The organism is Thauera sp. ZXT1-4 (assembly GCF_052598215.2).
The window spans coordinates 41,397-60,864 of sequence record NZ_JBQWSN020000016.1 but is presented as its reverse complement, the minus strand read 5'-3'; the positions used below and the strand labels follow the sequence as shown (position 1 = coordinate 60,864).

Here is a 19,468-nt window from a genome sequence, read left to right as displayed (position 1 = left end):
CCGCCAGCGTCTCTGCCTGCGCCCCTCCCTCCCGCCTCCTTTCGCACCCGACACCCTGCACCCGACACTCTTTACGGAGCCACAACGTGAATCTCGTCCTTTTCGATCTCGACAACACCCTGCTCGCCGGCGACTCCGACTTCGCCTGGGCGCAGTTCCTCATCGGCAAGGGCGTGCTCGACCGTGAAGTCCAGGAAGCGAAAAACATCGAGTTCTACGAGCAGTACAAGGCCGGCACCCTCGACATCTTCGAGTTCCTCGACTTCCAGCTCGCCCCGCTCGCCCGCCACGCGCGCGAACAGCTCGACGCCTGGCACATCGAGTTCATGGAGAAGTCAGTGCGCCCGATGATGATGCCCAAGGCGCGCAAGCTGGTGCGCGAACACCTGGACGACGGCGCCATCGTGGCCGTTGTCACCGCCACCAACGCCTTCGTCACCGGACCGATCGTGCGCGAGTTCGGCATCCCGCACCTGGTCGCCACGATCCCCGCACAGGAAGGCGGCATCTTCACCGGCAAACCGCGCGGCATGCCTGCCTTCAAGGCCGGCAAGATCGAGCGCGTGGAAAGCTGGCTGGAGTCCCTCGGCCTGCACCTTGGCAGCTTCAGTCGGAGCTGGTTCTACAGCGACTCCCACAACGACCTGCCGCTGATGGGGCGCGTCACCAACCCGGTCGCCGTCGACCCGGACGACACCCTGCACGCGCACGCCACCCGCGCTGGCTGGCCGGTGATCTCGCTGCGCTGAATCACGCCGTGGGCGCAGTCGCTCGACCGCGCCCGGCAGCTCCGCCGCGCGCGATTCCACCGATCAAAGCCGATCCTGCACCGCGCCGGGGCGAATGCTTCGGTTATCATTGCGCGCTTATGCAAGAACACCCCCTCTCGAGATGATCCGCAAGCTGCTGCGCAAGGTCTTCAAGCGCCCGGGCGGCGCCATACGCCGTGAACCCGCCCTGATCCCCGTCGAACGCCACGGCATCCGCCGCGAGCAACTTTCCCCCGCCGCGCGCAAGGTCTGCGCAGTTCTGCAGGAGAAGGGCTTCAAGGCTTTCGTCGTGGGCGGCGCGGTGCGCGACCTGCTGATCGGCCAGACCCCGAAGGATTACGACGTGGCCACCAGCGCTACGCCCGAGGAAGTCCGCGGCGCCTTCCGCCGCTCACGCATCATCGGGCGTCGCTTCAAGATCGTTCACGTGATGAGCGGGCCGGAGACGATCGAGGTCTCCACCTTCCGCGCCAGCCAGGACGCCGAAACCGCCGAGACCGATGAACACGGTCGCGTACTGCGTGACAACGTCTTCGGCAGCCAGGAAGAAGACGCCACCCGCCGCGACTTCACCGTCAACGCCCTGTATTACGACCCCGGCACCGAAACCATCGTCGATTACCACCACGGCGTGGCCGACATCCAGCAGAAGACGCTGCGCATGATCGGCGACCCGCGTACCCGCTACCGCGAGGACCCGGTGCGCATGCTGCGTGCGGTGCGACTGGCGGCCAAGCTCGGCCTCTCCATCGACCCCGCAGCACGTCAGCCGATCCGCGAGATGGGGCCGCTACTCGAAAACGTGCCCGCCGCGCGCCTGTTCGACGAGATGCTCAAGCTGCTGTTCTCCGGTCACTCGATGAAGTGCCTGCAGCAGCTGCGCGGCGAAGGCCTGCACCACGGCCTGCTACCCCTGCTGGACGTGATCCTCGAGCAGCCCATGGGCGAGCGTTTCGTCACCCTGGCGCTGGAGAACACCGACCAGCGCGTGCGCCAGGACAAGTCCGTCTCGCCGGGCTTCCTGTTCTCCACCCTGCTCTGGCATGAGGTGCTGAAGGCCTGGGAACATAAGAAAGCGGTTGGGGAACACAGCCAGCCGGCGCTCTTTGAAGCCATGGACGAGGTACTCGACGCCCAGGCCGGCAAGCTGGCGATCACCCGGCGCATCGCCGGTGACATCAAGGACATCTGGGCCCTGCAGCCGCGCTTCGACAAGCGCGCCGGCAAGACGCCCTACCGCCTCATCGAGCAGCCCCGCTACCGCGCAGGCTGGGACTTCCTGCGCCTGCGCGCGCAAGCGGGCGAGATTCCGATGGAGATCGTGGACTGGTGGGACCGCTTTGCCCATGCCGGCCATGACGAGCGCGAGGCGCTGATTCACCAGGCGCCCGCCGAGGCCTCCCCTGCAGCGAAGAAGCGCCGTCGTCGCAAGCGCAAGCCAGCCGCCGGCGCCAGCGCACAGGCCACGCCCGCGGACAACGCCTGACCCCTCACCGCATGTCCAACGCCACACGCGCCTTCGTCGCCTTCGGCGCCAACCTGGGCGACCCTGCGAGCGCGTTCTCGTTGGCCCTCGCACGCCTGGGCGCCCTGCCCGGGGTCCGCGTAGTGGCGTACTCCTCGCTGTACCGCAGCGCGCCCGTCGGGGTCGACGGCCAGCCGGACTACATCAACGCCGTGATCGCGCTCGAAACGACGCTGGCGGCGCGCGCCCTGCTCGACGCACTGCTCGGGATCGAGCGCGAAGGCGGTCGCACACGCGCCTTCCACATGTCGCCCCGCACCATGGATCTGGACCTGCTGCTCTACGGAGGGGAAATCATCGAGGAGCACGGCCTGCAGGTGCCCCACCCGCGCATGCATCTGCGCGCCTTCACCCTGCTGCCCCTGGCCGAGATCGCGCCCGACGCGGTGATCCCCGGGCTCGGCGCAGTCACCGAGCTGCTCCCGGCAGTGGCCGACCAGGCCATCGAACGCATGCCGGACACCTCACCCACCCGCGTTTGAGCGCGCGGTCGGCCCCAGCCGCAGCATACTCGCTGCAGACCTACCCCCTCCTGCCCGCCCCGTCCGCCGCTTCACCCGAGGCTTCGCGCTGATCATGCCCGCCTGGCTCCACTCCGCCACCACGTCCTTCACAGCCAACCCCGTCTGGCTCCAGACCGCGCTGCTGCTCACCGCCTCCAACGTGTTCATGACTTTCGCCTGGTACGGCCACCTGAAGAACATGCAGGGCAAGGCATGGTACGTGGCCGCGCTGGTAAGCTGGGGCATCGCCCTGTTCGAATACCTGCTTCAGGTTCCGGCCAACCGCATCGGCGCCACCGCGCTCAGCCTCGCGCAACTCAAGATCATGCAGGAGGTCATCACGCTGCTGGTGTTCGTGCCCTTCGTCATCCTCTACATGAAGCAGCCCATCAAGCTTGACTATCTGTGGGCCGCCTTGTGTATGCTCGGGGCGGTCTACTTCATTTTCCGCAGCTGAGGCGGACGAGAAGCCACGCACGCATGCTCGACAAAGCCCGATACATCGTCGTCGAAGGTCCGATCGGAGCCGGCAAGACTTCGCTCGCGAAGCGCCTGGCCGAGCGCCTGCAGGCCGAAACCCTGCTCGAGCAGGCCGAACGCAACCCCTTTCTCGGGCGCTTCTACCAGCAACCCGAACGCTGGGGCATGGCAACCCAGCTCTCCTTTCTCTTCCAGCGCATCGACCAGCTCGCCGGGCTGGGGCCGATCGAGGGGGAACGCAGGGTGGTCGCGGATTTCCTCTTCGACAAGGACCGCCTGTTCGCCGAGCAGAACCTCGCCGAGAGCGAACTCGCGCTCTACCAGCGCGTGCACGACACGCTGCAGCCCGTCAACGCCCCCCGACCCGACCTCGTCATCTACCTCCAGGCGCGACCGGACACCCTGCTCGGCCGCATCCACAAGCGCGGCCTCGAGGCCGAACGACGGATCACCGAAACCTACCTTCACCAGGTGGCCGAGCGCTACACGCGCTATTTCTACCAATACGACGCAGCACCGCTCTTCATCGTCGACAATGGCCGACTGAATCCGGTCGACCGCGACGAGGACTTCGAGATGCTGCTCGAACGCCTGCGCGAGATGCGCAGCTACCGTGAATTCTTCGGCTACGCAGACTGAACCTTGCCGGCGCCCCCTATCCCCACGTGATTGCGCATCGCCGCCTGCGCTTGTACCCGGCAGGCGTTTGGTGAAACACTGCGCCCCCCACCAGGAGTCATGAATGAGCTACCTTCAGGACCAGAAGCCCGTCACCCTCTTCGAACTCGGCAAGATGCGCGCCGAGGGCCACAAGATCGCCATGCTCACCGGCTATGACGCGAGCTTCGCGGCACTGCTCGGGCGCGCGGGGATCGATTGCATCCTCATTGGCGACTCGCTCGGCAACGTACTGCAGGGGCAGAAGTCCACCCTGCCGGTAACGCTCGAGCACATGGCCTACCACACCGAATGCGTCGCGCGCGCCGACGCGCGCCCGCTGATCATCACGGACATGCCCTTCGGCACTTACCATGAGAGCCGCGAGCAGGCCATGCGCAACGCGACCCGCCTGATGGCGGCCGGCGCCCAGATGCTCAAGCTCGAGGGGGGCGAGTTCATGGCCGAGACCATCCGCTTTCTGGTCGAGCGGGGCGTGCCGGTGTGTGCGCACATCGGTCTCACACCTCAGGCGGTACATCAACTCGGCGGCTACCGTGTGCAGGGTCGCAGCGAGGAAGGAGCCGCCCGGCTCAAGGCCGACGCGCTCGCGCTCGAACAGGCGGGCGCCGCGCTGATGGTCATGGAAATGGTACCTGCTGCACTGGCCGGCGAGATCACGGCCAGCCTGAAGAACATGGCGACGATCGGCATCGGCGCCGGGCCGGACTGTGACGGCCAGGTGCTGGTACTGCACGACATGATCGGCGTGTTCCACGGCAAGACCGCACGCTTCGTGCGCAACTTCATGGAAGGGGCGGCAAGCATCGAGGACGCCGTCGGGCGCTACGTCGCCGCGGTCAAGGACGGCAGCTTCCCCGCCGCCGAGCACTGCTACTGAGCCGCCCGCCGGCATCCCCTTCGCGAGCCTTCACCCATGCAGATCCACGACACCATCGAGAGCGTGCGCGCTGCACGCGCCCAGGCCGGCAAGGTCGCCTTCGTGCCCACCATGGGCAACCTGCACGAGGGTCACATCGCGCTCATGCGCCAGGCCGGCGAGCACGCCGATTGCGTGATCGCCAGCATCTTCGTCAACCGACTGCAATTCGGCGCCGGCGAGGATTTCGAGCGTTATCCGCGCACCTTCGCCGCCGACTGCGAGAAACTGCAGGCGGCCGGCGTAGCCCATGTGTTCGCACCCGACGAAAAGGTGATGTACCCGCAACCGCAACGCTATTACGTCGAACCTGCGCCGGCGCAAGTCTCCATCCTCGAGGGCGAGTTCCGCCCCGGCCACTTCAGCGGCGTCGCCACCGTCGTACTGAAGCTGCTCAACATCGTTCAGCCCGACATCGCGCTGTTCGGCAAGAAGGATTATCAGCAGCTGATGGTGCTGTCGAACATGGTGCGCGAGATGGCGATGCCGGTCGAAGTGCTGCCTGGCGAGACGGTACGTGCCGACGACGGCCTCGCACTCTCCTCGCGCAATGGCTACCTGAGCGCCGAAGAACGCGCGCGCGCGCCGCTGCTCTACCGACTGCTGTGCGGCATCCGTGACGCCGTACGCGCGGGCGACCACGACCTTCTCAAGCTCGAAACCGAGGCCGTGGCGCAGCTGGCGGCGGCGGGCTGGGAACCCGACTATATCGCGGTGCGTCGTCGCATCGACCTGCAGCCGCCCGCGCACATGGACGACCCATTGGTGGTGCTCGCCGCCGCCAAGCTTGGGCGCACACGCCTCATCGACAACCTCGAAATCTGAGCGGGCGGATGCGATAAGGGTTCGCCCACTCTTGCGCGCACCAGCAGTTATGGTTAAAACCAGATCACCTGAAGAACCGGGCCGCTCCGCATGGCGGGGCACGCTCGCCAACAAAGAAGGGGGAGCAACAGAATGAACACGACAGTCAAGCAGATCCTCGATCAGAAAGGCGCAGCCTTCCAGTCCGTGCGCCCGACCGACTCGGTGTTCGACGCGCTGTCGCTGATGGCGCAGCACGACATCGGCAGCGTACTGGTGATCGAGCACGAGAAACTGGTCGGCATCTTCACCGAGCGCGACTATGCCCGTAAGGTGGTGCTCAAGGGCTTGGTCTCACGCGACGTCAAGGTTGGCGACCTGATGACGAAGAACCCCTACACCATCGACACGATGCAGACCGCGGACACGGTGATGGCGACCATGACAGCCAAGCGCTTCCGCCACATTCCGGTGGTCGAGGACGGCAAGGTGCTCGGCATCGTCACCATCGGCGACATGGTCAAATCCATCGTTACCCAGCAGGAAAAGACCATCAAGCAGCTCGAGAGCTACATCGCGGGCGATCTCGCCGCCGAGTGAGCCTGCCCCGCGCACGCGGGACAGGGACGTTGTCGCAGACACAGGAACGCCGGATCACCCGAGGAGGGTGTCCGGCGTTCTGGCATTCCGGACCATGCGCCCTGGCTAGGGCGCACGGCCACAGGTCAAGCCTGCAGTGCCTTGCCGACGATCTCGGCTACATCGACGGACAGTCCCGGCGCCGCGAGCACGCGCTCGAGTTGCGGTCGGATGCTGGCCTGCAGCGCCGGCGTGAAGTGGCGCCAGTTCTCCAGCGCCCGCGCCATGCGCGAGGCCACTTGCGGATTGCGGCTGTCGAGCGCGATCACCTGGTCGGCCCAGAACGCATGGCCACTGCCATCGGCCGCGTGGAACTCGCCCGGGTTGGCGCGGAAGAACGTACCGAGCAAGGCATAGACCTTGTTCGGGTTCGACAGGCTGAAGGCAGGATCTTCGAGCAGAGCGCGTACACGGACGAGGGTCGGCTCCGCCTCGTCACTCCAGCGCCATGCCCCGGCCTGCAGCGCGAACCACTTGTCGAGCACCAGCGCATCGTCCCGATGACGCTCGTGGAAGGCACGCAGCGCCAAGGCACGCGCCGGGTTCGTGCTCTGCACCAGCGCAGCGAGCGCGCCGAAACGCTCGGTCATGTTGGTCGCGGCTTCGAAGCGGGCCTGTGCGAGCGCCAGCCCTTGGGCGTTCCCCGCCGCCGCGAGGTAGCGCAGCGCCAGGTTCGCAAGCGCGCGGCGGCCCGCATCGGCAGGATGGTAACGATACGGGCCGGATACCTGCATCGACTCGCAGGTCGCGAGCCATTCAGCCGCGAGCGACGCCCCCAGCGTGCGCATGAGGCGCACGAGCGCCGACCGCAGCGCCAGCGGATCGGCCGGTTTCATGCGCTCGAGCAGATAGGCCTCGCCTGGCAGGGCCAGCGCCTGCGCGCGGAAGGCGGGCTCCAGCGCGGGATTGCCGAGCAGGGCGCGGAAGGCGTCGAGGAAGGCGGGCGGCACCCCAGCCGATGGGTCGGCCGCCATCGCCAGCGCGACGCGCTCGGCGTAGCGCTGTGCGGCATCCCAGCGGTTGCAGGGATCGGCATCGTGCGCCATGCGGAAGGCGAGGCGCGCATCGTCCTCGTCCAGCTCGAGGATCACCGGTGCCGAGAAGCCGCGCAGCAGCGAGGGCACGGGCTCGGCCGGCAGGCCGACGAAGCGGAAGGTCTGCGACTCCTCGGTGAGCTTGAGCACGCGCGTCGTGGCGCCCGGCTGGGACTCGCCCTCGAGTTGCAGCGGGCAGTCGCGCCCGTCCGGTCCGATGAGGCCGGCCGCGAATGGAATCATCAGCGGCAGTTTGGCATGCTGGCCCGGCGTGGCAGGCGTGCTCTGAGCCAGCGTCAGCGTGTAGCTGCCGTCGGCGGCATTCCATTGCCCGCTGGCCTTCACCCGCGGGGTGCCGGCCTGGCTGTACCAGCGCATGAACTGGTCGAGATCGAAGCCGTTGTTGGCCTCGGACATCACCTCGACGAAATCGTCGCAGGTCACGGCCTGACCATCGTGGTAGCTGAAGTAGAGATCCATGCCGTTCCGGAAACCCTCGGGACCCAGCAGGGTGTGCAGCATGCGGATGACTTCCGCGCCCTTCTCATACACCGTAGCGGTGTAGAAGTTGTTGATCTCTTGATAACTGTCCGGGCGGATCGGGTGCGCCATCGGCCCCGCATCCTCGGGGAACTGTGCGGCACGCAGCACGCGCACGTCATCGATGCGCTTGACCGCGCGCGCAGAGGCAGCGCCCTCGGGACCGGCGGCCTCATTTGCCATCCTCCCCAGCATGTCGGCCGAGAACTGCTGGTCGCGGAAGACCGTCAGCCCCTCCTTCAGCGTGAGCTGGAACCAGTCGCGGCAGGTGACGCGGTTGCCGGTCCAGTTGTGGAAGTACTCGTGCGCCACCACGCTCTCGATGTGCTCGTAATCGACGTCGGTGGCGGTGTCGGGCTTGGCGAGAATGAACTTGGTGTTGAAGATGTTCAGGCCCTTGTTCTCCATCGCCCCCATGTTGAAGTCGGCCACGGCGACGATCATGAAGCGGTCGAGGTCAAGCTCCAGGCCGAAGGTCTCCTCGTCCCAGCGCATCGAATGGACGAGCGAGTCCATCGCATGCTCGACGCGGTCGAGGTTGCCCGCCTCCACCCACACCTGCAGCAGCACCTCGCGGCCGGACATGGTTTCGACCTTTCGCTCGAGCGCGACGAGGTCGGCAGCGACCAGCGCGAACAGGTAGGACGGCTTCGGGAACGGATCTTCCCACTTCGCGTAGTGGCGGCCGCCAGGCAGTTCGCCCTGTTCGACGAGGTTGCCATTGGACAGCAGGACCGGGCAGCTCGCACGGTCGGCCTCGAGCGTGACGGTGAAGCGCGCCATCACATCCGGACGGTCGGGAAAGCAGGTGATGCGGCGGAAGCCTTCGGCCTCACACTGGGTAAAGAAGCCGCCATTCGACAGGTAGAGCCCCGACAGCGTGGTGTTGGCCTTCGGGTTGATGCGGGTCTGCACCTCCACGACGGCGCGCTCGCCTTCCGCCGCGATCTCGATCAGCGTGCCGTCCTCGCGCAACACCTGCGCCGGCGCACCATCCACGGTGATCGACAGGCGCTCCAGATCCTCCCCCCAGAGGCGAATCGGCCCGTCGACGGCCGCGCGATTGCGCACGCAGTGCATGCGGTTGGTGACGACGGTGGCCTCGGCGTGGAGGCAGAAGTGCAGATCGACGGACTCGACCGTCCACGACAACGGCTGGTAATCAGCGCGCTGGATGCTTGGGGATTGTTCGGTTTTCATTCTTTCTCCGTCGGCGCTTCGAGGCGCAACTAGGGGGGATGCAGCAATCGCGAAGCCGCCCGCAGCCCCGGGGGCTTCGCGGCGGTGACGCAGTTCAGGTCTTGGGCTGCTGCGAGAGTAAAACGATGCAGGTGCCGGCAAGTCGGTCGTGGAGGAACTGGCGCTCACGGTCGATCAGCGCCCACAGCAAGCCGAAGCCCAGCAGGAGCACCGAGGGCCAGGCCAGGGCGTAGCGCAGCCAGCAGCGTCCGAGACTCGCGCCCTGTCCATCCGCGGCAACGATCTTCAACCGCCAGGTCTGCATCGCCAGCGTCTGCCCGCCCCGCCGCCAGTACCAGACGAAATAGACGCCGAGCACCAGGAACACGTGAATCCAAAGCATCCATCCCGGCGGCGTGAATCCGGTGACCGGACCGAGGATCAGGTAGGGCACGAGGAAGGTAAGCGCCAGCACGCCGAGCAGCAGCATGGATTCGTACAGCATGGATGCGAACCGGCGGCGAAGCCCCGCGAGCTCAGCCACCGTTCGGTTCGTCATCCCGGCCTCGTCCGCGGCGGTGGCGGAAACTACTGAAAGGGGACCAGCCCCGCTGTCGCCGGCCTTGCGGCCAGCGCGCCTGCTGCGTGTCATGAAATCTTCCGGAAGATGCGCCGCTTTCGCGACGTCGGGCTGAAGGACGGCTGCGGCGCCGGAAGGCCGCAGCCGATGCAGAAATCCGGCAGGGTCATGACATGCGCGGACATGGGCGTGAAAGCCCCGCCAGCCTTGACCAAACCATCAGCGGCCGGTAACGTTCTGCGTTTATTCAAACCCCTAGATACGAGAGAGTTCGCGATGGTGCTGTCCGGAGCCGAAATTCTAATCAGGTGCCTTCAGGAAGAAAAGGTCGAATACGTCTTCGGTTATCCGGGTGGCTCGGTACTCTTCATCTACGACGCCTTGTTCCAGCAAGACCAGGTGCGCCATGTACTGGTGCGCCATGAGCAAGCCGCGGTGCATGCCGCCGACGGCTTCGCGCGCAGCACGCACAAGGTCGGCGTCGCGCTGGTAACCTCCGGCCCGGGCGCCACCAATGCCGTCACCGGCATCGCCACCGCCTACTGTGACTCGATCCCGATGGTGATCATCTCCGGTCAGGTCCCCACTGCGGCGATCGGTCAGGACGCCTTCCAGGAAGTCGACACCGTGGGCATCACCCGCCCCTGCGTGAAGCACAACTTCCTCGTCAAGGACGCGCGCGACCTCGCCGCCACGATGAAGAAGGCCTTCTACCTCGCACGCACCGGCCGCCCCGGCCCGGTGCTGGTCGACATCCCCAAGGACGTGTCGATGCAGCGCTGCGACTTCGAGTACCCGAAAGAGATCTCGATGCGCTCATACAACCCGGTGGTCAGGGGCCACTCGGGCCAGATCAAGAAGGCCGTGCAACTGCTGCTCGAAGCCAAGCGCCCGATGATCTACACCGGCGGCGGCGTGATCCTCTCCAATGCGGCCGAACAACTCACCAGGCTCACGCGCCTGCTCGGCTACCCGATCACCAACACGCTGATGGGCCTGGGCGGCTACCCCGCGAGCGATCGCCAGTATCTGGGCATGCCCGGCATGCACGGCACCTTCGAAGCCAACATGGCAATGCACTACAGCGACGTGCTGCTCGCCGTGGGCGCCCGCTTCGACGACCGCGTGATTGGCAACCCCGACCACTTCTGCGAAGAGCCGCGCAAGATCATCCATGTGGACATCGACCCGTCCTCGATCTCCAAGCGCGTGCGCGTCGACATCCCCATCGTCGGTGACGTGAAGGAAGTGCTGGACGAGATGATCCGCCAGCTCGAGTCCGGCGAGGCCCGGCCCAACCCCGAGGCGCTCGCTGCGTGGTGGAAGCAGGTCGAGGAGTGGCGCAGCCGCAACTGCATGGTCTACCGGAACTCGGACGAAATCATCAAGCCGCAGTTCGTCGTCCAGAAGCTCTGGGAAGTGACGGGCGGCGAGGCGATCATCACCTCCGACGTGGGCCAGCACCAGATGTGGGCCGCGCAGTACTACCGCTTCGACAAGCCGCGCCGCTGGCTCAACTCGGGCGGCCTGGGCACGATGGGCGTCGGCATGCCCTACGCGATGGGCGCCAAGCTCGCCAACCCGGACATGCCGGTGGCCTGCGTGACCGGCGAAGCCTCGATCCAGATGAACATCCAGGAACTATCCACCTGCAAGCAGTTCCGCCTGCCGATCAAGATCTGCAACCTGAACAACCGCTACCTGGGCATGGTGCGCCAGTGGCAGGAGCTGTTCCACGGCGGCCGTTACTCCGAGTCCTACATGGACTCCCTGCCCGACTTTGCCAAGCTGGCCGAGTCCTACGGCCATGTGGGCATCCGCGTGGACAGGCCCGCCGACGTCGAAGGCGCCTTGCGCGAGGCCTTCACCACGCACAAGAACGAGCTCGTGTTCCTCGACTTCCAGATCGACGCGACCGAGAACGTCTATCCGATGGTGCAGGGCGGCAAGGGTCTCACCGAGATGATCCTGTCGGCCGAAGACCTCTGATCGCCACCCACCGATTGCGGAACACAACACCATGCGTCACGTCATTTCCCTCCTGATCGAAAACGAATCCGGCGCGCTTTCGCGCGTCTCCGGGCTGTTCTCGGCGCGCGGCTACAACATCGAGTCGCTCACCGTCGCCCCGACCGAAGACTTCTCGATGTCGCGGATGACCATCGTCACCACGGGCTCGGACGAGATCATCGAGCAAATCACCAAGCAGTTGAACAAGCTGGTGGAAGTGGTCAAGGTCGTCGACATTTCCGAGGCCGCCCACATCGAGCGCGAACTGATGCTCGTCAAGGTGCGCGCCACCGGCAAGGACCGCGAGGAGATCAAGCGCACCGCCGACATCTTCCGCGCCCGCATCATCGACGTCACCGACGCCTCCTACGTCGTCGAACTCACCGGCAATCAGGGCAAGCTCGACGCCTTCATCGGCGCCATCGACCCGGCCCTGATCCTCGAGACCGTGCGTTCGGGCGTGTGCGGCGTCGGCCGCGGCGACCGCGTGCTCAAGGTCTGAGCACAAGAAACAACGTTCCCGTTTTCACGTACCGACCCGCCAAACAAAGGAAAGACATGAAGGTTTATTACGACAAGGACGCCGACCTCTCCCTCATCAAGGGCAAGAAGGTCACCATCGTCGGCTATGGCTCGCAGGGCCATGCCCACGCCCAGAACCTGTCCGACTCGGGCGTCAAGGTCACCGTCGGCCTGCGCAAGGACGGCTCGTCCTGGGACAAGGCCAAGGCTGCCGGCCTGAAGGTCGAAGAGATCGCCAAGGCCGTCAAGGGCGCCGACGTCGTCATGATCCTGCTGCCGGACGAGAACATCCCGCAGGTCTACAAGGAAGAAGTCGAGCCGAACATCAAGAAGGGCGGCGTGCTGGCCTTCGCGCATGGCTTCAACGTGCATTACAACCAGGTCGTGCCGCGTGAAGACCTGGACGTGATCATGGTCGCCCCGAAGGGCCCCGGCCACACCGTGCGTTCCGAGTACCTGCGCGGGGGCGGCGTGCCGTCGCTGATCGCGGTCTACCAGGACAAGTCCGGCAAGGCGCGTGACATCGCCCTGTCCTACGCTGCAGCCAACGGCGGCACCAAGGGCGGCGTGATCGAGACCAACTTCCGTGAAGAGACCGAGACCGACCTCTTCGGCGAACAGGCCGTGCTGTGCGGCGGCGCCGTCGAGTTGGTGAAGATGGGCTTCGAGACCCTGACCGAAGCCGGCTACGCGCCGGAGATGGCCTACTTCGAGTGCCTGCACGAGCTCAAGCTGATCGTCGACCTGATGTACGAAGGCGGCATCGCGACGATGAACTACTCGATCTCGAACAACGCCGAATATGGCGAGTACGTGACCGGCCCGGAAGTCATCAACGAGCAATCGCGCGAAGCCATGCGCAATGCGCTCAAGCGCATCCAGACCGGCGAATACGCCAAGATGTTCATCCTCGAGGGCAAGACCAACTACCCGAGCATGACCGCCCGCCGCCGTCTGAACGCAGCCCACCCGATCGAGCAGGTCGGTGGCCAGTTGCGCGAAATGATGCCCTGGATCAAGGCCAAGGCCCTGGTCGACAAGTCGAAGAACTGATCTTCGCTTCCGGCATCATGCACAAGGCCGGCTCCGCACGCGCGGGGCCGGCCTTGTGCTTTTTCCGCCACCTGCGCGGGCCAGGCAATCACTGCGCTTTGCGCTCCGGAGCGCCGGGCATACGCGCGCCTGCGCTAGAATGCGCATTCAGGATCTCTAGCTGGTAAGCCCAACGTGCCCTACAACGAACCGCATCTCGCGCCGGTCATCGAGAAACGTCGGCGTGGTATCTACATCCTGCCGAACCTTTTTACGACGGCCGCGCTGTTCGCCGGCTTCTACGCCATCGTGCAGGCGATGAACGACCGCTTCGAATACGCCGCAGTAGCGATCTTCGTGGCCATGGCGCTCGACGGACTGGACGGCCGCATCGCCCGGATGACGCATACCCAGAGCGAATTCGGTGCCGAGTACGACTCCCTCTCCGACATGGTCTCCTTCGGCGCAGCACCCGCGCTCGTCATGTACGAGTGGGCGCTGCAGGATCTCGGCAAGCTGGGGTGGATGGCCGCCTTCATCTACTGCGCCGGCGCGGCTCTGCGCCTGGCCCGCTTCAACACCAACATCGACGTCGTCGACAAGCGCTACTTCCAGGGCCTGCCCAGCCCCGCCGCAGCCGCCCTCGTTGCCGGCATGGTCTGGGTCGGCATCGACAACGGCTTCAGCGGCGACGAACTGCGTGGGTACGCCGCGGCGCTGACCATCTTCGCCGGCGTCTCCATGGTCAGCAACGTACTGTTCTGGAGCGGTAAGGACATCAACCTGCGCAAGAGCGTCCCCTTCATCGTACTGATCGCACTGGTACTGGCCTTCGCGCTCATCTCCAGCTATCCGCCGGGGATCCTGTTCGCACTTTTCCTGGTCTATGCCGCATCGGGCTATGTGATTGCCGTGCTGCGCTGGCACAGACGCAGGCAGTCGAGGCAGGAGCCACCGGCCCCACCCGCCTCCGCTGCACAGAAAGACCAGAAAGACGGCCCTGACGCATCGACGGCAGGCGATTTGACCGACCCCGGGAGCAAGCCATGAAAGACAAGCTGATCATCTTCGACACCACCCTGCGCGACGGCGAGCAGAGCCCGGGCGCATCGATGACCCGCGACGAGAAGCTGCGCATTGCCCGCCAGCTCGAGCGCATGCGGGTCGACGTCATCGAGGCCGGCTTCGCTGCCGCCTCCAACGGAGACTTCGAGGCCGTTCGCTCCATCGCCGAAGCGATCAAGGACTCCACGGTCTGCTCCCTTGCCCGCGCCAACGAGAAGGACATCCGCCGCTCGGGCGAAGCAATCACCCCCGCAGCCCGCGGCCGCATTCACACTTTCATCGCCACCAGCCCGATCCACATGGAGAAGAAGCTGCGCATGACACCCGACGAGGTCGTCGCGCAGGCGGTCAAGGCAATCGGCTGGGCGCGCGAATACACGGACGACGTCGAGTTCTCGGCCGAAGACGCCGGCCGCTCCGAGATCGATTTCCTGGTCCGCATCTTCGAGGCGGTCATCCAGGCCGGCGCGAAGACGATCAACGTGCCCGACACCGTCGGCTACAACGTACCCGAGCAGTTCGCCAGTACCGTACGCGCCCTGATCGAGCGCGTCCCCAACGCCGACAAGGTGGTGTGGTCGGTGCACTGCCACAACGACCTCGGCCTGGCCGTGGCCAACTCGCTCGCCGCGGTACGCGCCGGCGCCCGCCAGGTCGAATGCACGATCAACGGCCTCGGCGAGCGTGCGGGCAATGCTTCGCTGGAGGAGATCGTCATGGCGGTACGCACGCGCGCCGACATTTTCCCGGTCGAGACTGGCATCGACGCCACCCAGATCGTGCCCGCCTCCAAGCTGGTGTCGCAGATCACCGGCTACCCGGTGCAGCCCAACAAGGCCATCGTCGGCGCCAACGCCTTCGCGCACGAGTCCGGCATACACCAGGACGGCGTACTCAAGCACCGTGAAACCTACGAGATCATGCGTGCCGAAGACGTGGGCTGGGGTGCCAACAAGCTGGTGCTCGGCAAGCTCTCCGGCCGTAACGCCTTCCGCGCCCGCCTGCAGGAGCTTGGCATCGAGATCGAAAGCGAGGAGCACCTGAACCAGGCCTTCGCCCGCTTCAAGGATCTCGCCGATCGCAAGTCGGAGATCTTCGACGAGGACCTCACCGCACTGATGCGCGACGAGGCCGTCACGCCAGCGCCCGAGCAGTACCGCCTGGTGTCGACCCGCTTCCACTCCGAAACGGGAGAAACCCCGGTGGCCGAGCTCACGCTCACCGTGGGCGGACATGAATCGCATGCGCGTGCCGAAGGTTCCGGGCCGGTGGATGCGGCCTTCAAGGCGATCGAGTCCATCGTCACGAGCGGCAGCCAACTGCTGTTGTATTCGGTCAATGCAATCACCACCGGGACCGACGCCCAGGGCGAAGTGACCGTTCGCCTGTCGCACGAAGGGCGCGTCATGGACGGGCAAGGCGCCGACACCGATATCATCGTCGCTTCGGCCAAGGCCTACCTGAACGCGCTCAACAAGCTGCACGTCGGCACCGAGCGCCTCAACCCGCAGGTTTGAGCCCGTCACACGCAGGGGCAGGCAGACTGAGGGCGCAAGCCCCCTGCCCCTTCCTCCCCCGCGTCACTGCATCCGCGACGGCGCGGTAGCGCGCGCGTGCAACATGGTGCTGGCAAACAGCGCGACCGAAAGCGCAATCTCCACGATTGCGAACAGTCCGGTGAGACCGGGATCCGTGGCGCGCAATACGCCCTCGGTGAAGTACAGCAGCGAGAGCATCGACAGCCACTGCGAGGTATAGCGACGCCCGCGCAGCATACCGAACACCGCCGGGAGCAAGGGCAGCGCCTTCAGCATCATCCACGACCCGCCCGGTCGCAGCGGCGCGAGCCAGCCTTCCCACACCACACAGAGCGCGATCAGGGACAGCAGCAGGACGCTGGAAAGCCTGGACAGCGATTGCGCACTCATCGCACACCCGCCAGGCGCAGCGCCGTCTCTGCCAGCCGCCTGCCCTGCGCCTGCGCCAGATGAACCTCGTCGGTGCTGGGCTCGGGTTGCCCGTCCCCCCCCGCCACATGGCTCGCCCCGTAGGGCGTGCCGCCCGAGCGTGTGCTGCTCAGCACCCCCTCGCTGAAGGGCAGCCCCATGACCAGCATTCCGTGATGAAAGAGCGGCAGCATCATGCTCAGCAGCGTGCTCTCCTGACCACCGTGCATGCTCGCCGAGGACGTGAACACGCAGGCCGGCTTGCCCTCGAGCGCGCCGTTGACCCACGCGCCAGCGAGGCCATCCAGGAAATACTTCATCGGCGCCGCCATGTTGCCGAACCGCGTCGGACTGCCCAGTGCGAGCCCGATGCAGGCCTCAAGATCGGCGACCTCGACGTAGGGCGGGCCATCCGCCGGGATGTCGTCCTCCACCGCCTCGCACACGGTGGAAACCCTCGGCACAGTCCTGACCCGCGCACACGCCCCGGGGACCTGATGGATGCCAACGGCGATCTGTTCGGCGAGCGCGCGTACCGAGCCGCGATGGCTGTAGTAGAGAACGAGGATTTCGTGCATGGGGGCTGTGTTCCAGGGCGGGGGGCGAATTATACCCTTCGTCCCCCGGCAGCCCTGCGGGTTCCGGGTAACGGGCTCCGGACCTCGGATCCCGACTCGCGGGCGCCGGATCAGATCGGATACGGATCGAGCTCGTACTGGAACAGTTCGACACGCGAGGTCTGCATGTCGAGTCCGAGCGCACGCGCCTGCGCGATGTAGAGCGACGCGCCCTCGCGCACGAACACAAAGCGGCGCGAAGCATAGGTGCCAGCGGGCGCAAGCATGGCGGGATGGCGCCGCACGGGCTCCATCGCCGGAAGGGCGAGCGCGGGCTCAAGCTTCTTCGCGGCCCGGCCGCGAAAACCGACCTCCACCGGCTGAAAACCGATGCCGACGATCTGCAAGCCAAGCTCGAGTTGCCCCGGGTGCTCGCTGCGCGCCCAACGCACGATGCAGATGGACCAAGGCTGTTCGGCGTCGCGCCGCAGAGCCAGTGTGGAGCCCGATTCAATCTCTCCCCGGACGCCGGCAACGCTCATGATCGCAAGCCCACCCGGGCTCTCGTTGATGACCTCCCACTTCTGGATGCCGGCCAGCGGGCGCGCAGCATCCTTTCCCAGCAACCACATCGCATGCAGCCCGACGCACACCTGGACTGCATAGTGCCGGGCGCGACGCGGCTGCTCCCGCACCGGAACGGCCATCCACAGACCACGCAAGCGCTTGAGCAGCGCGAGCGCCTCGAGGACCTTCAGCCCGGGCGGCAGACCCGCGCCCTGCAGCGCCTCCGGCGCAAGTTCGTCCTGGGCGCCGGCAAGCTCCGCGGCAGTCAGGTTCGCCGTTACCCAATCAATACACTCGCCCAAGCGCTGCGCCATCGGCCTGGGATTGAAGGACCAGATCTCGGAGCTACCCTCCCGCTCGGCCGGCACAGGCCTGCGCGCGACCGCCACCGGTGGAGCGTCGCCCGCCAGGTCCACCCACCACTGCGCCGCAGTCGCCGCCGGGCTGCTCCGCGTAAGATCGGCAACCGAGAGCAGGCGCTCATCGAGGAAATCGAACAGCCACACGAGTTCCCGGCCGGTCAGCGCATCGGGCTGTGAAGCGGCAAGCGTGAGCAGGCGCAGATACCAGGGCGCGAGGCGCTGCCCGGCAGCCGTGCCGATCCCCGTAGAGCGCGCGAGTCGATGTGCGAGCCGCCAACTGCCCTCGGGCACGTCCGACGCCGCGAGCCCCGCGACACGGAAGACTTCGAGCACCGCCTCGAAAGCGTGCGCAGCGGCCGCATCCCGTTCGGATGCACTGCCCCCGGCACCGGATTCGACAAACTGGAGCAACCCGCCCGAAACAGCAATCAACAAGGAGCCCAATGCCGCCTGGCGTGCGAACAGCGCCTCGTCAAGCGGCAGCGGGCAGCCCGCCGCCTCGGCGCGATAATCCGCGCAGAGTCGCCGCAGAAAGGACACCGCCGCCACGCCGACACGGACACCTCCCCCCTCCAGCGCACCGCCCCTCTGCAGGACCGCGCAAAGCGGATCGCGCAGGGCCTCGAGGCCCTCGACCGAAGGCGCAAAAGCCCGATCCTCGAACAGGTCGAGCAGGGCCTGGGCTTCGTCGGAAAGAAGTGGGGACGTGTTCATGGTCGGTCGCGCTGTCGGGCACACCGCATTCTATCTGCTCCACCGCTACGGGGAAGCGGCCCTTTCGGCCCATCTCCATGCACAGGAAAGTTGCGCATTATTCTTGCCGTCTCGGGAGCAAAGGCCTATACTCCGCGGTTTTTCGCATCCACCGATCAGGAATAACAGATGGTCGTCATTCGCCTTGCCCGTGGTGGCGCCAAAAAGCGCCCGTTCTTCAACATGGTCGTTGCTGATTCGCGCAATCGTCGCGACGGTCGCTTCATCGAGCGTGTCGGTTACTACAACCCGATCGCTGCCGGCGCCGAACAGAGCCTGGTGATCAACACCGAGCGCCTGGCCTACTGGCAGCAGAACGGCGCCCAGCTGTCGCCGACGGTTGCCCGCCTCGTCAAGCAGGCCGCCAAGGCTGCTTGATCGGCTGCGGTCTGCCACGGCGGAACGAAGCATGATCGTACTGGGGCGCATCGTCGCCCCTTTTGGCGTTCAAGGGTGGGTCAAGATCCACCCCTTCGGTGACGATCCACTGTCGTGGCGCAAGATGTCCCACTGGTGGCTGAGCAGCGACGACGCTGCGCCGGCTTCCCAATGGAAGCAATACACGCTCGCGGCCTGCCGCGCGCACGGCAAGGGGCTCGTCGCCGCGCTGACCGAGGTCCCCGATCGGTCGTCCGCAGAAGCGATCGATGGCTTTTACATCGCCGCGCCGCGCGAAGCCTTGCCCAAGCCGGCCGAGGGCGAATACTACTGGGGCGACCTTGTCGGCCTGGCGGTCGAGAACGAGGCCGGTGAAGCGCTGGGCACGGTGAAGGGACTGGTTTCGACCGGTGCCCATGACGTGCTGCAATTGCAGGAAGGTGAAGGCGAAGGGAGCGTGGAACGCCTGATTCCCTTTGTCGCCGCCTACGTGCTGGACGTAGATCTGGCTGCCCGGCGCATCCGGGTGAGCTGGGAAAAAGACTGGTGACGCGGACTTGCACGCTTCCGGTCGAAGCGCAAGCCTCCACGGACGCTACGCAGGAAGGAGCGCCGAAGGGCATCG

20 protein-coding genes are annotated in these 19,468 nt (G+C 66.0%); 15 read left to right on the top strand and 5 right to left on the bottom strand.

Translation table 11 applies throughout. From position 1 onward, the window contains the following. Nucleotides 1-86: 86 nt before the first annotated feature. The 8 genes from ACUH78_RS13050 to ACUH78_RS13015 all read left to right on the top strand — a co-directional run bounded on the left by ACUH78_RS13050 (nt 87) and on the right by ACUH78_RS13015 (nt 6,279). Nucleotides 87-749: a histidinol-phosphatase gene (locus tag ACUH78_RS13050; protein WP_418363245.1), complete on the top strand. Its 663-nt coding sequence runs from the start codon at nt 87-89 to the stop codon at nt 747-749. Between the two features lie 142 nt (nt 750-891). Next, on the top strand, nt 892-2,256 hold the full coding sequence (gene pcnB / locus ACUH78_RS13045; protein ID WP_418363246.1) for a polynucleotide adenylyltransferase PcnB: 1,365 nt from the start codon (nt 892-894) through the stop codon (nt 2,254-2,256). 11 nt (nt 2,257-2,267) lie between these two features. Then, the gene (folK, locus tag ACUH78_RS13040) at nt 2,268-2,777 is read left to right on the top strand and encodes a 2-amino-4-hydroxy-6-hydroxymethyldihydropteridine diphosphokinase (protein WP_418363247.1); all 510 of its coding nucleotides are present in this window, start codon (nt 2,268-2,270) and stop codon (nt 2,775-2,777) included. Nucleotides 2,778-2,871: 94 nt separating this feature from the next. After that, nucleotides 2,872-3,255, top strand: coding sequence for a DMT family protein (locus ACUH78_RS13035; RefSeq protein ID WP_418363248.1), 384 nt, complete (start codon nt 2,872-2,874; stop codon nt 3,253-3,255). Between the two features lie 23 nt (nt 3,256-3,278). Continuing rightward, complete coding sequence (locus tag ACUH78_RS13030) at nt 3,279-3,917, top strand: deoxynucleoside kinase (protein ID WP_418363249.1); 639 nt, start codon at nt 3,279-3,281, stop codon at nt 3,915-3,917. A gap of 103 nt (nt 3,918-4,020) precedes the next feature. Beyond that, on the top strand, nt 4,021-4,836 hold the full coding sequence (gene panB / locus ACUH78_RS13025) for a 3-methyl-2-oxobutanoate hydroxymethyltransferase (RefSeq protein WP_418363250.1): 816 nt from the start codon (nt 4,021-4,023) through the stop codon (nt 4,834-4,836). A 36-nt stretch (nt 4,837-4,872) separates the two neighbouring features. Beyond that, entirely contained in the window at nt 4,873-5,700 is an 828-nt protein-coding gene (panC, locus tag ACUH78_RS13020) for a pantoate--beta-alanine ligase (RefSeq protein ID WP_418363251.1), read from the top strand. 132 nt (nt 5,701-5,832) lie between these two features. Beyond that, nucleotides 5,833-6,279, top strand: coding sequence for a CBS domain-containing protein (locus ACUH78_RS13015; protein WP_418363252.1), 447 nt, complete (start codon nt 5,833-5,835; stop codon nt 6,277-6,279). A gap of 125 nt (nt 6,280-6,404) precedes the next feature. On the opposite strand, the gene pepN is transcribed toward ACUH78_RS13015, so the two are convergent. Together pepN and ACUH78_RS13005 are read right to left on the bottom strand one after the other, a co-directional pair. Continuing rightward, nucleotides 6,405-9,092, bottom strand: coding sequence for an aminopeptidase N (gene pepN, locus ACUH78_RS13010; protein ID WP_418363253.1), 2,688 nt, complete (start codon nt 9,090-9,092; stop codon nt 6,405-6,407). 94 nt (nt 9,093-9,186) lie between these two features. Further along, nucleotides 9,187-9,630 carry an RDD family protein gene (locus ACUH78_RS13005; RefSeq protein WP_418363254.1) on the bottom strand — a complete coding sequence of 148 codons (444 nt, stop codon included), beginning with the start codon at nt 9,628-9,630 and terminating at the stop codon, nt 9,187-9,189. Nucleotides 9,631-9,927: 297 nt separating this feature from the next. Here ACUH78_RS13005 and ACUH78_RS13000 point away from each other — a divergent pair, with 297 nt between their 5' ends. The 5 genes from ACUH78_RS13000 (at nt 9,928) to ACUH78_RS12980 (ending at nt 15,797) form a co-directional block, all read left to right on the top strand. Further along, nucleotides 9,928-11,640 (top strand): acetolactate synthase 3 catalytic subunit, encoded by a 1,713-nt coding sequence (locus tag ACUH78_RS13000; RefSeq protein WP_418363255.1) that lies wholly within the window; start codon nt 9,928-9,930, stop codon nt 11,638-11,640. A gap of 31 nt (nt 11,641-11,671) precedes the next feature. Beyond that, nucleotides 11,672-12,163: an acetolactate synthase small subunit gene (ilvN, locus tag ACUH78_RS12995; protein ID WP_418363256.1), complete on the top strand. Its 492-nt coding sequence runs from the start codon at nt 11,672-11,674 to the stop codon at nt 12,161-12,163. A 56-nt stretch (nt 12,164-12,219) separates the two neighbouring features. After that, nucleotides 12,220-13,236, top strand: a complete 1,017-nt coding sequence (gene ilvC, locus ACUH78_RS12990; RefSeq protein ID WP_418363257.1) for a ketol-acid reductoisomerase — start codon at nt 12,220-12,222, stop codon at nt 13,234-13,236. 174 nt (nt 13,237-13,410) lie between these two features. Beyond that, nucleotides 13,411-14,265 carry a CDP-diacylglycerol--serine O-phosphatidyltransferase gene (gene pssA, locus ACUH78_RS12985; protein ID WP_418363258.1) on the top strand — a complete coding sequence of 285 codons (855 nt, stop codon included), beginning with the start codon at nt 13,411-13,413 and terminating at the stop codon, nt 14,263-14,265. Then, nucleotides 14,262-15,797, top strand: a complete 1,536-nt coding sequence (locus tag ACUH78_RS12980; RefSeq protein ID WP_418363259.1) for a 2-isopropylmalate synthase — start codon at nt 14,262-14,264, stop codon at nt 15,795-15,797. The genes pssA and ACUH78_RS12980 overlap by 4 nt, the downstream gene beginning before the upstream one ends. A 63-nt stretch (nt 15,798-15,860) precedes the next feature. Here the strand turns inward: ACUH78_RS12980 and ACUH78_RS12975 are convergent, their stop codons facing one another. The 3 genes from ACUH78_RS12975 to ACUH78_RS12965 all read right to left on the bottom strand — a co-directional run bounded on the left by ACUH78_RS12975 (nt 15,861) and on the right by ACUH78_RS12965 (nt 18,426). Beyond that, a complete protein-coding gene (locus ACUH78_RS12975) occupies nt 15,861-16,208 on the bottom strand; it encodes a DUF2069 domain-containing protein (protein WP_445333636.1) in 348 nt (115 codons plus the stop codon). Continuing rightward, nucleotides 16,205-16,804 (bottom strand): NAD(P)H:quinone oxidoreductase, encoded by a 600-nt coding sequence (gene wrbA, locus ACUH78_RS12970; RefSeq protein WP_418363261.1) that lies wholly within the window; start codon nt 16,802-16,804, stop codon nt 16,205-16,207. Before wrbA ends, ACUH78_RS12975 begins: the two co-directional genes overlap by 4 nt. Nucleotides 16,805-16,914: 110 nt before the next feature. After that, on the bottom strand, nt 16,915-18,426 hold the full coding sequence (locus ACUH78_RS12965; RefSeq protein ID WP_418363262.1) for a cyclic-di-GMP receptor FimW-related protein: 1,512 nt from the start codon (nt 18,424-18,426) through the stop codon (nt 16,915-16,917). A 168-nt stretch (nt 18,427-18,594) separates the two neighbouring features. On the opposite strand from ACUH78_RS12965, the gene rpsP reads away from it, so the two are divergent. After that, nucleotides 18,595-18,843 (top strand): 30S ribosomal protein S16, encoded by a 249-nt coding sequence (gene rpsP, locus ACUH78_RS12960; protein WP_418363263.1) that lies wholly within the window; start codon nt 18,595-18,597, stop codon nt 18,841-18,843. 31 nt (nt 18,844-18,874) lie between these two features. Then, nucleotides 18,875-19,393: a ribosome maturation factor RimM gene (gene rimM / locus ACUH78_RS12955; RefSeq protein WP_418363264.1), complete on the top strand. Its 519-nt coding sequence runs from the start codon at nt 18,875-18,877 to the stop codon at nt 19,391-19,393. The last annotated feature ends 75 nt before the right edge of the window (nt 19,394-19,468 follow it).

Excerpts from the sequence above, each read along its gene's own strand:
- pcnB (WP_418363246.1), top strand. The coding sequence starts at position 892 with ATGATCCGCAAGCTGCTGCGCAAGGTCTTCAAGCGCCCGGGCGGCGCC.
- folK (WP_418363247.1), top strand. The coding sequence starts at position 2,268 with ATGTCCAACGCCACACGCGCCTTCGTCGCCTTCGGCGCCAACCTGGGC.
- ACUH78_RS13035 (WP_418363248.1), top strand. The coding sequence starts at position 2,872 with ATGCCCGCCTGGCTCCACTCCGCCACCACGTCCTTCACAGCCAACCCC.
- ACUH78_RS13030 (WP_418363249.1), top strand. The coding sequence starts at position 3,279 with ATGCTCGACAAAGCCCGATACATCGTCGTCGAAGGTCCGATCGGAGCC.
- panB (WP_418363250.1), top strand. The coding sequence starts at position 4,021 with ATGAGCTACCTTCAGGACCAGAAGCCCGTCACCCTCTTCGAACTCGGC.
- panC (WP_418363251.1), top strand. The coding sequence starts at position 4,873 with ATGCAGATCCACGACACCATCGAGAGCGTGCGCGCTGCACGCGCCCAG.
- ACUH78_RS13015 (WP_418363252.1), top strand. The coding sequence starts at position 5,833 with ATGAACACGACAGTCAAGCAGATCCTCGATCAGAAAGGCGCAGCCTTC.
- pepN (WP_418363253.1), bottom strand. The coding sequence starts at position 9,092 with ATGAAAACCGAACAATCCCCAAGCATCCAGCGCGCTGATTACCAGCCG.
- ACUH78_RS13005 (WP_418363254.1), bottom strand. The coding sequence starts at position 9,630 with ATGACGAACCGAACGGTGGCTGAGCTCGCGGGGCTTCGCCGCCGGTTC.
- ACUH78_RS13000 (WP_418363255.1), top strand. The coding sequence starts at position 9,928 with ATGGTGCTGTCCGGAGCCGAAATTCTAATCAGGTGCCTTCAGGAAGAA.
- ilvN (WP_418363256.1), top strand. The coding sequence starts at position 11,672 with ATGCGTCACGTCATTTCCCTCCTGATCGAAAACGAATCCGGCGCGCTT.
- ilvC (WP_418363257.1), top strand. The coding sequence starts at position 12,220 with ATGAAGGTTTATTACGACAAGGACGCCGACCTCTCCCTCATCAAGGGC.
- ACUH78_RS12980 (WP_418363259.1), top strand. The coding sequence starts at position 14,262 with ATGAAAGACAAGCTGATCATCTTCGACACCACCCTGCGCGACGGCGAG.
- ACUH78_RS12975 (WP_445333636.1), bottom strand. The coding sequence starts at position 16,208 with ATGAGTGCGCAATCGCTGTCCAGGCTTTCCAGCGTCCTGCTGCTGTCC.
- wrbA (WP_418363261.1), bottom strand. The coding sequence starts at position 16,804 with ATGCACGAAATCCTCGTTCTCTACTACAGCCATCGCGGCTCGGTACGC.
- ACUH78_RS12965 (WP_418363262.1), bottom strand. The coding sequence starts at position 18,426 with ATGAACACGTCCCCACTTCTTTCCGACGAAGCCCAGGCCCTGCTCGAC.
- rpsP (WP_418363263.1), top strand. The coding sequence starts at position 18,595 with ATGGTCGTCATTCGCCTTGCCCGTGGTGGCGCCAAAAAGCGCCCGTTC.
- rimM (WP_418363264.1), top strand. The coding sequence starts at position 18,875 with ATGATCGTACTGGGGCGCATCGTCGCCCCTTTTGGCGTTCAAGGGTGG.